The following is a 13,280-nucleotide window of genomic DNA, read 5'->3' as shown; positions in this document are numbered from 1 at the left end:
CGGCCCCTGCGGCTGCTAACGGCGATCATGGCCATCGTCGCGCTCTCCGCCGAAACGCTCTCCGCCCTCGTCGGCTTCGCCGTGGCCTCCACCATCGGCCCCGGGCCGAACAACATCATGCTCGCCTCCTCCGGCGCGAGCTTCGGGCTGAAGCGCACGCTGCCGCACATCGCCGGCATCGTGCTCGGCTTCTCCTCCATGGTGTTCGTCATCACCCTCGGTCTCGGCGAGGTGTTCCGCAGCCAGCCGGCGCTGCGGCAGAGCCTCGCCTGGGCGGGCTTCGCGGTGATGCTCTGGCTCGCCTGGCGCATCGGCAGCTCCGGAGGTGGCAAGCGGGCCGCGCGGGCGCGCCCGCTGTCGCTCGCGACCGCCGCCCTCTTCCAGTGGGTCAACCCCAAGGCCTGGGTGCTCACCATCGGCACCGCGGCGACCTACGCACGCGGTGAGGCGCCGGTTCCCGAGGCCCTCTCGATCGCGCTCGTGTTCGCCATGGTGACGGTCAGCACGGCGCTGATATGGGGGTCGGGGGGTGCGGCGCTCGGTCGCATCCTCGGCACGGGCATCCGACTGCGGATCTTCAATATCACCATGGGTGTGCTTCTCGCCCTTTCCGCGCTTCTGCTTGTGGTGAGCGGCTGAACCAGGCGACAATAGCAAGATGTTCGAAGCCCAATCACCGTTCGAGCGCCTCCGCGGCGCGCTTTCCGGCATTGCGCCGGGCCTGCCGCCGATCGACCTGTCGGTCGGCAGCCCACGCCACGCGCCGCCCGACTTCGTCGCCGAGGTGATCGGCCGCCACGCCGCAGCCTTCGGCGGCTACCCGTCGATCAGCGGCACTCCCGCCTTCCAGGAGGCGGTGCACGGCTTCCTCGACCGCCGCTACCGGCTCGAGGGATGGCTGCGCGAGGTGGGCGCCCTCCTCCCTCTCAGCGGCAGCCGCGAGGGCCTCTTCCTGAGCGCCCTCACCGCCCGCGACCTCCTCGCCAAGGCCGACCCGGCGATCCTCTTCGCCAACCCGTTCTACCAGGTCTATCCCGCCGCGGCGCACGCCTTCGGCGCCGAGCCCGTGCCCATCGGCCCCTCCCACGGCTCGATCCTGCCCGACTGGGACACCGTCCCCGCCGCCGTGCTCGACCGCACCATCGCCTACTATTTCGGCTCTCCGTCCAACCCGGCCGGCACCTGGGCGAGCCTTGCCGACTGGCACGCCCTGTTCGACCGGGCGCTCGAGCACGACTTCTTCATCTTCGCCGACGAGTGCTACTCCGAGGTCTACCGCGAGGCGATCGGCGCACCCGTCGGCGCGCTGGAGGCGGCGAAGGAGCGGCCGGAGGCCCTGTCGCGCCTCTTCGTGTTCAACTCGCTCTCCAAGCGCTCCAACCTTGCCGGTCTGCGGGTGGGTTTCGTCGCCGGCGCCGCGGAGCCCATCGCGGCGATGCGCGAGTTCCGCAACCAGGCCGGCCCCCAGGTGCCGACGCCGCTCCAGGAAGCCGCCGCCGCCGCCTACAACGACGAAGCCCACGTCGTCGCCAACCGCCGCCTCTACGACGCGAAGTACGCCGCGGCCGAGCGCATCCTGTCCCCGATCTTCGGCTCCCTCACGACGCCCGCCGGCTTCTTTCTGTGGCTCCCCGTGGGGGGCGACGACGTGGCGGCGGCCGTCATGCTGTGGCGCGAGGTCGGGGTGCGCGTGGTGCCCGGCCGCTTCCTCGCCCTCGGTTCGGCCGGCGGCAACCCGGGCGAGGGCCACGTGCGCCTCGCCCTCGTGGCGGACCAGGCCGAGGCGGAGGAGGCGTTCGAGCGCATCGCGAGCGTCTACCGCGCCGCCCTTCCGCGCGCCGCCGCCGCGCACGCCTGAGCCGGCGCCGGCCCCGGAACCGGCCTCGACGCCACCCGGGGCAGGGCCCGTGGCTTAACGGCCACAGACGGCGCCAAACCGGCCCCTCCGCCAGACCCGCCGACGCGCTGGACGCGCCAAACGCCAGCGCACGCGCGGCTTGCGGGCGGCCGGCCGCCGAAACGATCTGACGCGTTCGCTCGGATCCTCGCCCAATAAGTTACCTCGCCTTAACGCCACCCGGTCACAAAAAACGTCGACGGGGCTCTCAACGTTTCGCGCTCGTCGCGGACGCCGCCGTGACACGCGAGGCGCCGGCCGCGTCCTATTGTCGACTTCGACCGGGGGCTATGCCGTGAGCGTTGTGCGTATGAGAGCGTTGGAGCAGATTCTGGACGACCCGTCGGTGCTCTTTGCCAGAAGAGCCGTGTCGGTGATCCTCGGCGTGGCGCTCCTGGCGCTCGCCGTCGCCCTCGCCCTCTCGCTCGCGACCTGGAACGTCTCCGACCCGAGCCTCACCCACGCGACGTCCGATCCGGTGAAGAACCTGATGGGCTCCTTCGGCGCCGCCTGGTCCGATCCGGTGATGCAGCTCTTCGGTCTCGCCGCGCCGCTCCTCATCGCCCCGTTGCCGCTCTGGGGCGCGCGCCTCCTCGCCGGCCGCCCGCTCGGCCTCACCATCGACCGCATCGCGGCGGGCCTTGCCGCCCTCTTCCTGGCGCCGGGCTTCTTCGCCGTCTTCCCCGTCACCGAAGCCTGGCCGCTTCCCCTCGGCCTCGGCGGCGTCGTCGGCAGCGTCTATACGCTCGTCCTCTCCGACTGGCTCGGCCTCACCGGCGCCCTCGCCGGCTTCGTGGGCGGCCTGATCGGCCTCCTCGCGATCGCCGCGCTGCTGCGCGCCGTCACCCCGGTGCGCCGCCGCCCGGTGTCGGCGGAGGCGGGCTTCCAGCTCCACCGCCGCTCCGCCGCGATGGACGACGAATACGGCCTCGACGACACCGACACCTACGAGGACGAGACCTCGCGCTTCGCCGCCTTCCGCGGGGCGCTCGCTCACGCCGCCCTCTCGGCGCGGGCGCGGCTGCGCTCGTCCGAGCCGCGCCGCCGCACGCGCAAGAGCGAGGCTCCCTCGCTGCGCACCGCGCTCGCCGAGACGGGCCACGAGATCGACACCGGCCGCGACGTCTACCGCGCCCAGCGGCGCCGCCCGGCCCACGAAGAGACCCCGCTCGCCGTTCCCGAGGCCTTCGAGGACTATGCCGACGAGCCCTACGAGGACGAGACGGAGCCCCGCTTCGCCGACGCCTACGAGGACGACGACGGCTACGCGTACGAGGCGGCCGACGAGGCCTATGACGACGAGGACGACCTCGACGCCGACTACGCCGACGATCGCTATCGCGACGAGCGTTACGCCGACGACGCCTACGACGACCCCCTCTACGCCGACGAGGACGACGACCTCCCCGCGCCCGTCCCGCCGCGCCGCGAGGTCGCCCGCCGGCCGGTCGCGCCGCCGGAAGGGGAAGAGCCGCTGTCCTACAACCAGTTCCGCCGCCCGCTGCGCGGTCCCGCCGCACGCCTCGCGGCCAAGGCCAAAGCCGAGGCCAAGGCGCAGGAGGCCGGCTGGGAGGACCTGCGCCAGGAGATCCAGGAAGAGCAGCTCGCCCGTGATCTGGAGGATTGGCCCGACGAGCCCGCTCCCGCCGAGCCTCGGCGCATCGAGCCCGTCGAGGTCGACGCCTATGACGACGACTACGACGAGGACGACGACGATCCCTATGCCGCCGAGGCCGCCCGCCACGCTGGCCACGGCGCCCCGCGCGGCCGCGCTCCGGTGCGCCCGGCACGGCCCGCGGTGCCGCAGCGCCCGGCGACGCCGCCGCGCGTCGCCCAACCCGCCGGCGCCATGAAGCCCGGCCGCCGCCAGGTGCGCGAGGCCCAGCCCTCCTTCCTCAGCAACGAGGACTACGAGTTTCCGCCGCTCGCCCTGCTCGCCGCCCCACCTGCCGGCGGCAACCACACCGCCCTCACCGAGGATGCACTCGAGGCGAACGCGCGCGTCCTCGAAGGCGTGCTCGAGGACTTCGGCGTCAAGGGCAACATCATCCACGTGCGCCCCGGCCCGGTCGTGACCCTCTACGAGCTGGAGCCGGCCCCCGGCATCAAGTCGTCCCGCGTCATCGGCCTCGCCGACGACATCGCCCGGTCGATGAGTGCCATCTCGGCCCGCGTCGCGGTGATCCCGGGCAAGAACGCCATCGGCATCGAGCTGCCGAACGACACCCGCCTCACCGTCTTCCTGCGCGAGCTCCTCGCCAGCCAGGACTTCGAGCGCACCAAGGCGAAGCTCCCCCTGTGCCTCGGCAAGAATATCGGCGGCGAGGCGGTCATCGCCGACCTTGCCCGCATGCCGCACCTTCTCGTCGCCGGCACCACCGGCTCGGGCAAGTCGGTGTCGATCAACACGATGATCCTGTCGCTCCTCTACTGGCACAAGCCCGAGCAGTGCCGCGTCATCCTGATCGACCCGAAGATGCTGGAACTCTCCGTCTATGACGGCATCCCCCACCTCCTCACCCCGGTGGTGACCGAGCCCAAGAAGGCGCTCGCCGCCCTCAAGTGGGCCGTGCGCGAGATGGAGGACCGCTATCGCAAGATGGCGAAGCTCGGCGTGCGCAACATCGACGGCTACAACGCCCGCCTGCGCGAGGCCGGCCGCAACGGCGAGCCCTTGAGCCGCATCGTCCAGACCGGGTTCGACAAGGAAACCGGCGAGGCGATCTTCGAGGAGGAGGTGCTGGACCTCACCCCGATCCCCTACATCGTCGTGATCGTCGACGAGATGGCCGACCTGATGATGGTCGCCGGCAAGGAGATCGAAGGGGCGATCCAGCGTCTCGCCCAGATGGCGCGTGCCGCGGGTATCCACGTGATTCTCGCCACCCAGCGGCCCTCGGTGGACGTCATCACCGGCACCATCAAGGCGAACTTCCCGACCCGCATCTCCTTCCAGGTGACCTCGAAGATCGACAGCCGCACCATCCTCGGCGAAATGGGCGCCGAGCAGCTGCTCGGCATGGGCGACATGCTCTACATGGCCGGCGGCGGGCGCATCCAGCGCGTCCACGGGCCGTTCGTGTCGGACGAGGAGGTAGAGGACGTCGTCTCCCACCTGAAGCGCCAGGGCGTGCCCGAATACCTCAACGAGGTGCTCGAGGACGACGACGAGGATGGCGACGGAGGCGCCGGCGCCTCCGGTCTCGACGCGCTCTCCGAGAGCGACGACCTCTACGACCGCGCCGTCGCCCTCGTCCTGCGCGACCGCAAGGCCTCCACGAGCTACGTCCAGCGGCGCCTGTCGATCGGCTACAACCGCGCCGCCACGCTGATCGAGCGCATGGAGAACGAAGGCGTGGTGAGCTCCGCCAACCACGCCGGCAAGCGCGAGATCCTGGTGCCGGCCGAAGAAGAGATCGCCTGACGGGCTCCCGCACCCGGCGCTTCGGCGCCGGGTTTTCACGCCGCGGCCGCGACAGAGCCGCCCGCTTGCCTCTCCCCTCCCCTCTTCCGCCTTGCCACCCTCGCCTCGCCGTCTGATCTAAAGAAGACGGCCATAGACACCATCGGTTAACCTTTCCACCGTGTGACAGGGGTGGACGGGATCCGATCGAACGGCGCCACCGTTCGTCTCGGTGTCTGTTCGTCCCTCGTCCGTTCGTCCCCTTGTCGAGCTTGAGGGCGAACCCAAGGTGTGGTCATTCACGGTGTGACGTCGGATCCGGCGATGCCGACAGGATCTGAGGAGTGGAGGGGTCTGATGACTTCGATTTTCCAACGCGTGCGCTGGGCGGCTGTCGCGCTGGCGCTGGTGGCGGCGACGCCGGTTTCGGCGGCGACGAGCAGCGCCCTTACCGAAATCAACCGCTACTTCAACTCCATCAAGACGATGAAGGGCGAGTTCGTGCAGTTCGGGCCGGACGGGAGCCGCACCGAGGGTCGCTTCGCGATCCAGCGCCCCGGCAAGGTGCGCTTCTTCTACGACAAGCCGTCGACGCTCGACATCATCGCCGACGGCAAGTCGGTGGCCGTGCGCGACAGAAAGCTCGCGACGCAGGACATCTGGCCGCTGCAGCGCACCCCCCTGCGCTTCCTCCTCGACAACACCATCGACCTCACCAAGGACGCCAAGGTGACGGACGTCGACGTTCAGCCGGACCTCATCTCGGTGCGGATCGAGGAGAACACCGCTTTCGGCGACGGCTCGCTGACGCTCTTCTTCGACGCCGAGACGAAGGAGCTGAAGCAGTGGAACGTAGTCGACAGCCAAGGCCAGGAGACGAGCGTGTCGATCTACAACGTCGCGACGGGCGTGCCGGTGGACGAGGATCTCTTCGACATCGACTACACGCGCATCCTCGAGTAGGCCGATGCCCACCCGTAAGGTCGAGGTCCGCAAGTTCCTCGTCGTCGTCGACGACACGCCCGAGTGCGAGCGCGCCCTTCTCTACGCGGCGAAGCGGGCGCAGCGGGCAGGTGCCTCGGTGATCGCCCTGTGCGTGGCGCAGACCACCGAGTTCCAGCACTGGCTGGGGGTCGAGAATCTGATGCGCGAGGAAGCCGAGCAGGAAGCGCAGGAGATGCTTGACCGCGCCCTCGCGGCCCTCGCCCGCAAGCTGCCGGGCGTCGCCGAACCCGAGCGCAAGGTGGTGATCGGCAACCGCACCGACGGCATCCACCAGGCGATCGAGGAGGATCCCTCGATCGTCGTTCTGGTGCTCGCGGCCGCGTCCGGCTCGGAGGGGCCGGGCCCGCTCGTGAGCGCCATCGCCGGCGGTCAGGCGGGAGCCTATCCGATCCCGATCACCATCGTCCCCGGCGCCCTCACCGACGAGGAGATCGACGCCATCGTCTGACGCGCGCTTCCCTCGGCGCGATCGGCGCCGAGGGAAGCGCGCTCCCGCCGCCGCCCGTCAGTCGCCGAGCGGCGGCGGGGCGATCCGCGCGACGATCTCGGCATCCTCCCCGCAGAACGGCCAAGCGCACCACTGGTTCCGCATGTTCGCAAGGCTCTGCGCGACGAGGAGGCGAGCCAGGACGTCCTCGCGCGGCGTCACCCCCGAAATCGAGCCCTCGTTCTTGAGCGCGGTGAGAGCGCCGTCGAGCTTCGTGACATCCTTGCCGGCGAAGGCGTCGGCCGGGGCGCTATTGTCCAGCATTGTCTCGAGCGCGGCGCACGGGTCGACGTTCTGCCGCTGAGCGGAGGCGACGTCCTTCAGAAAGCCGCGCTCATCGTCTGCCGCGACGGGCTCGCGATCGAGGATGCGAGGGGCCACGTCAATCCAGGCTTTCGACACGCTCGTCAGCTCGCCCGGCTGCGTCGCCGCCGGCGTCGCGCAAAAGCGGCGCGCCGTTTCGACGATCGACACGAAGTCGTCCGCCACGGCTGGCACGCTCGCGATCACGCCCGCCAGAGAGATCAAAACAAATCTATTCATGCTTTTTTCTCATGAGGTTGATGGAAAACCAGCTGAGCCCAAAGGCCAAACCCAACAAAATGAAAACGAGTTGGATGAGCCCGCTCGATGTCAGCACCTGGCGATAGGCGGCGGGATCGGAGGCGGGCAAGAACGAGCCGGCAGCAACCTCATAGTGGGCGCCGGTGATCTGCATGTAGATGAAGAAGCCGACCACATTAGAGGCGGCGAAGGACGCGGCGGCGGCCACGATGAGCCACGTCTGGCGGAATGATGCGACGCCGAACTTGTCGATCACCCCGAGCCGCGAAGCGATCAGCGCCACCGAGCCCGCGAGATATGCGGTGCCGATGGTCAGGAGAATGTTGGTCTGTGCTTGAACGGCGGCGAAAAAATCGCCCATGGCATCCGGCAATGCGCACTTCCCGAATATCTGACTAAATATTCGGGAAGGCTACACCGCGAGCAGGCGCGCGTGAAGAGGGCGGCGGCGCCGCCCCCGAGGTCAGCCCTTGCGCTTGGCGGCGGTGACGGGGTCCGCGAGCGGACGGCGGACGCCGGCGGCGATCACCTGCTGCTGGTAGGGCTCGCGGCTGAAGATCTCCTCCACCAGCGAGCGGAAGTGGTCGAGCGGCAGACTCTCGAAGTCCGGATCGAAGCTCGCCTGATCCCACCGGTCGCAGAACACCACGGCGTCCTCGTAGTAGGGGCTCGATTCGTGGCGCTTGCGCACGTCGCGGTCGCCGCCGAAGTGGTGGGCGTAGTAGTAGCGCTGGAAGAGGCCGTGGTTCGCCACCACCCAGGTGCACTGCTCGCGCAGATAGGGGCGCAGGATCGCGGCGGCATATTCGTCGTGATTGTAGGGCGCGTAGAGATCGCCGACGTCGTGGAGCAGCGCGGCCACCACCCAGTCGATGTCCGCTCCGTCCCACCAGGCCCGCGTGCCGGCCTGGAGCGAGTGCTCGTAGCGCGACACGCGATAGGCCGAGGTCGCCTCGTCGAGCTCCGTCAGCGCGGCGAGCAGCCGGTCGCCCACCGCCGTCGCCGACTGTCGCTCGTGCTTTTCCAGGAAGATGTAGTCGTCCCGGTCCCCCTCGGACATCCGCGTGAATTTAACAGTCTTCATCATCAAGCTCTCGGCAAGGCCGTCTCCACCAGCGTTGCCCAGTAGGAGCAACCATAGGGGATCAATTCGTCATTGAAATCGTAGGCTTCATTGTGGAGGTTGGCCACCTCTTCGCCGACGCCCGCGAAAATGAAGGCGCCCGGCCGCTCCTTCAGCATGAAGGAGAAGTCCTCCGCGCCCATGGTCGGGACCACGGCACGGTCGACGCGGCTCGCCCCCACCACCTTCTCGGCGACGGAGGCGACGAAGTCGGCCTCGGCCGCATCGTTCACCGTCACCGGATAGTCGCGCAGATAGTGGAGGTCGGCGCGCACGCCATAGGCGGCGGCGACACTCGCGACCACGACCGCGAGGCGCTCCTCCATCATGTCGCGCATCGCGTCGTTGAGGGTGCGTACCGTGCCGCGCAGCTCGGCCGTCTGCGGGATGATGTTGTCGGCGCTGCCGGCGTGGAACATGGTGATCGACAGCACCGCCGCCTCGAGGGGATCGGCGTTGCGCGAGACGATCGACTGCGCCGCGGTGACGATGGCCGACGCGGCGACGATGGGGTCGCAGCTGAGGTGCGGCCGGGCGGCGTGCCCGCCCTCGCCCTCGACGACGATCTTGAGCCGGTCCGCCGAGGCCATCAGCGGGCCGGGCCGGACGGCGAAATCGCCCACCTTCATGCCCGGCCAGTTGTGCATGCCGTAGACCTTCTCGACGCCGAAGCGAGTGAGAAGGCCGTCGACGATCATCGCCTTGGCGCCGGCGCCACCCTCTTCGGCGGGCTGGAAGATCACCACCACGGTGCCGTGGAAGTTGCGCGTCTCGGCAAGATATTTCGCCGCGCCGAGAAGCATCGCGGTGTGGCCGTCGTGGCCGCACGCGTGCATCTTGCCGGAGGTTTTGGAGGCCCAGGGCTTGCCGGTTTTCTCCAGGATCGGCAGCGCGTCCATGTCGGCGCGCAGACCGATGGTGGCGCCGGGCCCCCTCCCCCGGATCACGCCGACGACGCCGCTGCGGCCGATCCCCGTCACCACCTCGTCGACGCCGAAGCTCTTCAGCCGCTCCGCCACGACGCCGGCGGTGCGCTCCACGTCGTAGAGAAGCTCCGGGTGTTCGTGAAGATCGCGTCGCCAAGCGGTGATCTCGTCGGCGAGGTCGTGGAAGCGGTTCACGATCGGCATCGGCGCTCTCCTCGGCGAATCGGGATCAACGGCGCCCCAGTGCGCCCAAGCGTTCGTTGAAGCATAGACCTCGCGGGTGCACAATCACGCTGTGCGCCGCGACGCGACGGCGTTGAGGGCGAGAAGCCCGATCACCACGGCCGCGGCGGCGACGTTGAGGAGCCATTCACCGGGGTAGAGCAGCGCCACCCCTCCGGCGAAGAGGCCGATCCGGCCGTACCAGGGAATCGGCGCCTCGAAGTAGCCCTCGATGGCCGCGCCGAGCCCCCACACCGCGATCAGCGCCACCACGAACAAGAGCCCCATCTCGAGCGGCGTGCCGGTGAGGAAGGGGGTGAAGGCGAACATCACCGGCATCAGGTAGAGGCCCTTGGAGAGCTTCCAGGCGACGAGGCCGGTCGACATCGGCGGCGACTTGGCGATGGCCGCCGCGGCGAAGGCGGTGAGGCAGACCGGCGGCGTCACGTTGGAATCCTGGCTCAGCCAGAAGATCACCATGTGCGCCGACAGGAGCGCACCGGTGATCACCGCGGGATCGAGCGTGCCGCGTGCGGTGGCGTAGATCTGGTCGAGCACCTCCGGCGGCAGCTTGGCGTAGAGCTCCACCGCCTGCTCGTGCGACATCGGCGCGCTCAACGCCATCAACGAGGATGGATCGGCGAGCAGGAAGAAGGGCTGCACCGCGGCATCGAGATGGCCGGCGACCATCTGGGCGATGATGTCGGCATCGATCGCGGAGGTCGGCATCGCGTTCGACAGGATGAGCTGCTGCAGCGCCGGCGCTGAGAGCGTGGCGAGCACGATGTAGGCCGCCGTCACCGGCAGCCCCATGCCGAGGACGAGCGAGGCGAGAGCGATGAGCACGATCGCGACGAGCACGTTGCCGCCCGCCCAGTCGGAGATCATCAGCGAGAAGGTGTTGCCGATGCCCGTCATCGCGATGACGTTGACGATGAGGCCGACGGCGATGAGGAGCACCGCCGTGGTGATCATATTGGACGCGCCGAGCACGAGCGCCTCGAGCACCGCGCGGACCCCCATTCGCCCCGGCGTGATCCACGACGCGACGATGACGGCGAGGATCGCGAATCCCGCCGCGTAGGTCGGGGTGAAGCCGTAGATCAAGAGGCCGATGAGCACCACGATCGGGATGAGGAAGGAGGGACCGCCGCGCTTCAGCACGGTCCACACATTCTCCCCCTCCGTGCCGCCGACGATGCCGTTGCGCTTGGCCTCTACGCGCACGAAGAAGGCCACGGAGGCGAAGTAGACGATCGCCGGCAGCAGCGCCACGGCGACGATGTCGAGGTAGGCGATCTGAGTGTAGCTCGCCATCACGAAGGCGCCCGCCCCCATGATCGGCGGCATCAGCTGGCCGCCGGTGGAGGAGGCCGCCTCCACCCCCGCCGCAAAGCGGGCCGGAAAGCCGGAGCGCTTCATGAGCGGAATGGTGATGACGCCGGTCGACACGGTGTTGGCGATCGCCGAGCCGGAGATGGTGCCGGTGAGGCAGGAGGAGAGCACGGCGACGAAGCCGGGCCCGCCGGTGAAGCGGCCGGCCGCCGCGCGGGCGAGGTCGACGATGAAGTCTCCCGCCCCCGAGCGCACCAGAAAGGCGCCGAACAGGATGAACATGAAGACGTAGGTCGCCGAGATCTGGGCGATGGTGCCGAACATCCCCTCGTCGGAGAAGATCGAGCGGAAGGTGACCGTCTCCACCGACAGGCCGGCGAAGCGGAAGACGCCCGGGATCTGCGAGCCCCACATCGTCGGATAGGTCACGGCGATGACGATGAGGACCGGGATGATGAGGCCGGTGGTGCGCCGCGTCAGTTCGATGGCGCCGAGAACCACGATCGCCGCCATCACCCACTCCTGCGGCAGGAGGCGCACGCCGCGGGCATAGATGGCGTTCTCGCTCATCACGAGGCCGGCGCAGGAGAGCGCGATCGCAAGGCCGATGGCGATGTCGATCACGAGCACGATGCGCGCGCCTTGCGCCGTCTCGCAGTGCTTCAACGGATAGCGCAGCGCGCACAATAGGGCGAAGCCCGCGAAGTGAGCGGCGCACAGGGTCAGCGTCGACAGCGTCGCGAGATCGCCGAACCAGTGGCCGGTTGGGATGAGCACCGGCGCGAGCGCGGGAACGTCGTTGCCGAGCGCGACGAGGCCGCGTTCGATCGGCGTGCCGAGGGCATTGGCGATCACGTGGAAGATCGACACGATGATCGCGAGGACGAAGAAGCTGTAGCCGAGCGGCCCGCGGGCCAGCTGACGCACCCCGGGCGGATCCCCCGCCTCGCCCACATCGATCAGAGGGCGTTCTTCGGCGCGCACAACGTCCGTCACATTGCTTCTCCCAGGCTCGTCCGCAGTCGTTTCGCTAACGCCAAATACGCCTGCGCCGGCGAGCCCCTAGGGGTCCGCGCGGCGAAGGAAGCGCCGTTTGTAGCGGCATGTGTTGCGGTGCGGAACGGCTAAACTGCCGCACAACCAAACCGGTTTCGGCGACAGCACCGATGCCACCACGCAGGAGGTGCTGGCGGAGGGCATCGCTCCCTCCGCCCTCACCTCACTTCAGGCGATCGGGGACGGTGACGCCGGCTTCCTCGTAGTAGCGCAGCGCCCCGGGGTGGAGCTTCAGCGGCAGGCCGGAAATCGCGGTCTCGAGGCTCATCGCCTTCGTCGCGGGGTGGATCGACTGCAAGAAAGGCAGGTTCTCGTAGATCGTCTTGGTGATCTTGTAGACGGTCTCTTCCGGCACGCTCTCACTCACCGCGAGGAAGTTCGGCTGAGCGATGGTGGTCACGTCCTTGTCGACGCTCGGATACATGCCCGCGGGGATCTTGTAGGCGGTCCAGAGCTCGTCGAAACTGCCGTTGGCCTCCTTGATCTGCTCGTCGGTGAAGCCGAGGAGGGTGATCTCGTCGCCCATGTTGGCGAAGGCCGAGCTCACCGCCGACACCGGCGCGCCGGCAGGCGTCGACATGGCGTCGATCTGGCCGTTCTGGAGCGCCTCGGCGGACGGGCCGTAGCCCATGTAGGCGAGGTCGTATTCCTCATCCATGTCGATGCCGAGATTGCCGAGGATGGTGCGGTTGGAGCCGATGGTGCCGGAGTTCTGCGAGCCCATCGACACCGTCTTGCCCTTGAGGTTCTCCATGTCGGAGATGGTGCCGGAATCGACGAAGTCGGAGCGCACGACGAAGTGCTCCACGTTCGGCCACAGCATGGTGAGCGAGCGCAGGCCCTTCTGCGGGCCCTGCTCGGCGAACGGACCGCTGCCGTCCGCCGCGTAGGCGCCGTAGAGACCCTGCACGATGCCGAACTGGGCCTCGTTGTCGCGGATCAGCGCGATGTTCTCCGCCGAGCCCGCGGAGTTGATGGCGCTCATGTTGATGCCGTCGCTCGGCTGCAGCTTCACCTTCACCACCGTCGCGATGGCGACGCCGACGGGATAGTAGGTACCGCCGGTGGAGGCGGTGGCGAGCAGATAATCTTCGCTCTGGGCAAGGGCCGGCCCGGAAAGGACAGCCGCCCCGAGCGCGAGTGCACAGACGGATGCGGTGAGCTTCATAGTCGTCTCCTCCAAAGTCTGTAGGCGCCCCCCGCGGCACCTATTGGGTTAATCTTTAACCGCAATCATTTGTGCCGTGGAAGGAGTTTACCCA

11 protein-coding genes are annotated in these 13,280 nt (G+C 68.7%); 5 read left to right on the top strand and 6 right to left on the bottom strand.

The genetic code is table 11. The features are described 5' to 3' along the window. The first annotated feature begins 27 nt into the window (after positions 1–27). The 5 genes from JCR33_RS16055 (at position 28) to JCR33_RS16035 (ending at position 6,753) form a co-directional block, all read left to right on the top strand. Complete coding sequence (locus JCR33_RS16055; RefSeq protein WP_198883124.1) at positions 28–639, top strand: LysE family translocator; 612 nt, start codon at positions 28–30, stop codon at positions 637–639. Positions 640–658: 19 nt separating this feature from the next. Continuing rightward, complete coding sequence (locus tag JCR33_RS16050) at positions 659–1,858, top strand: aminotransferase class I/II-fold pyridoxal phosphate-dependent enzyme (protein WP_198883123.1); 1,200 nt, start codon at positions 659–661, stop codon at positions 1,856–1,858. Positions 1,859–2,216: 358 nt separating this feature from the next. Beyond that, on the top strand, positions 2,217–5,321 hold the full coding sequence (locus JCR33_RS16045) for a DNA translocase FtsK (RefSeq protein WP_198883122.1): 3,105 nt from the start codon (positions 2,217–2,219) through the stop codon (positions 5,319–5,321). A gap of 336 nt (positions 5,322–5,657) precedes the next feature. Then, positions 5,658–6,263 (top strand): LolA family protein, encoded by a 606-nt coding sequence (locus JCR33_RS16040; protein ID WP_198883121.1) that lies wholly within the window; start codon positions 5,658–5,660, stop codon positions 6,261–6,263. Between the two features lie 4 nt (positions 6,264–6,267). Then, positions 6,268–6,753 carry a universal stress protein gene (locus tag JCR33_RS16035; protein ID WP_198883120.1) on the top strand — a complete coding sequence of 162 codons (486 nt, stop codon included), beginning with the start codon at positions 6,268–6,270 and terminating at the stop codon, positions 6,751–6,753. A gap of 57 nt (positions 6,754–6,810) precedes the next feature. On the opposite strand, the gene JCR33_RS16030 is transcribed toward JCR33_RS16035, so the two are convergent. The 6 genes from JCR33_RS16030 to JCR33_RS16005 all read right to left on the bottom strand — a co-directional run bounded on the left by JCR33_RS16030 (position 6,811) and on the right by JCR33_RS16005 (position 13,186). Then, complete coding sequence (locus JCR33_RS16030) at positions 6,811–7,335, bottom strand: hypothetical protein (protein ID WP_198883119.1); 525 nt, start codon at positions 7,333–7,335, stop codon at positions 6,811–6,813. Continuing rightward, positions 7,328–7,717, bottom strand: coding sequence for a hypothetical protein (locus JCR33_RS16025; protein ID WP_211110345.1), 390 nt, complete (start codon positions 7,715–7,717; stop codon positions 7,328–7,330). Before JCR33_RS16025 ends, JCR33_RS16030 begins: the two co-directional genes overlap by 8 nt. Before the next feature lie 102 nt (positions 7,718–7,819). After that, entirely contained in the window at positions 7,820–8,440 is a 621-nt protein-coding gene (locus JCR33_RS16020) for an HD domain-containing protein (RefSeq protein WP_198883182.1), read from the bottom strand. Positions 8,441–8,442: 2 nt separating this feature from the next. After that, positions 8,443–9,609 (bottom strand): M20 aminoacylase family protein, encoded by a 1,167-nt coding sequence (locus JCR33_RS16015; protein WP_198883117.1) that lies wholly within the window; start codon positions 9,607–9,609, stop codon positions 8,443–8,445. Positions 9,610–9,693: 84 nt separating this feature from the next. Continuing rightward, positions 9,694–11,958: a TRAP transporter permease gene (locus JCR33_RS16010; protein ID WP_198883116.1), complete on the bottom strand. Its 2,265-nt coding sequence runs from the start codon at positions 11,956–11,958 to the stop codon at positions 9,694–9,696. A gap of 223 nt (positions 11,959–12,181) precedes the next feature. Further along, positions 12,182–13,186, bottom strand: coding sequence for a TAXI family TRAP transporter solute-binding subunit (locus tag JCR33_RS16005; protein ID WP_198883115.1), 1,005 nt, complete (start codon positions 13,184–13,186; stop codon positions 12,182–12,184). Positions 13,187–13,280 lie beyond the last annotated feature (94 nt).

Source organism: Acuticoccus mangrovi, from assembly GCF_016411865.1.
Lineage (GTDB): Bacteria > Pseudomonadota > Alphaproteobacteria > Rhizobiales > Amorphaceae > Acuticoccus > Acuticoccus mangrovi.
This window is presented reverse-complemented; position numbering and strand designations above follow the sequence as displayed.

Coding starts and splice junctions, on each gene's coding strand:
- JCR33_RS16030 (WP_198883119.1), bottom strand. CDS start 7,335: ATGAATAGATTTGTTTTGATCTCTCTGGCGGGCGTGATCGCGAGCGTG.
- JCR33_RS16015 (WP_198883117.1), bottom strand. CDS start 9,609: ATGCCGATCGTGAACCGCTTCCACGACCTCGCCGACGAGATCACCGCT.
- JCR33_RS16050 (WP_198883123.1), top strand. CDS start 659: ATGTTCGAAGCCCAATCACCGTTCGAGCGCCTCCGCGGCGCGCTTTCC.
- JCR33_RS16035 (WP_198883120.1), top strand. CDS start 6,268: ATGCCCACCCGTAAGGTCGAGGTCCGCAAGTTCCTCGTCGTCGTCGAC.
- JCR33_RS16025 (WP_211110345.1), bottom strand. CDS start 7,717: ATGGGCGATTTTTTCGCCGCCGTTCAAGCACAGACCAACATTCTCCTG.
- JCR33_RS16005 (WP_198883115.1), bottom strand. CDS start 13,186: ATGAAGCTCACCGCATCCGTCTGTGCACTCGCGCTCGGGGCGGCTGTC.
- JCR33_RS16020 (WP_198883182.1), bottom strand. CDS start 8,440: ATGAAGACTGTTAAATTCACGCGGATGTCCGAGGGGGACCGGGACGAC.
- JCR33_RS16055 (WP_198883124.1), top strand. CDS start 28: ATGGCCATCGTCGCGCTCTCCGCCGAAACGCTCTCCGCCCTCGTCGGC.
- JCR33_RS16040 (WP_198883121.1), top strand. CDS start 5,658: ATGACTTCGATTTTCCAACGCGTGCGCTGGGCGGCTGTCGCGCTGGCG.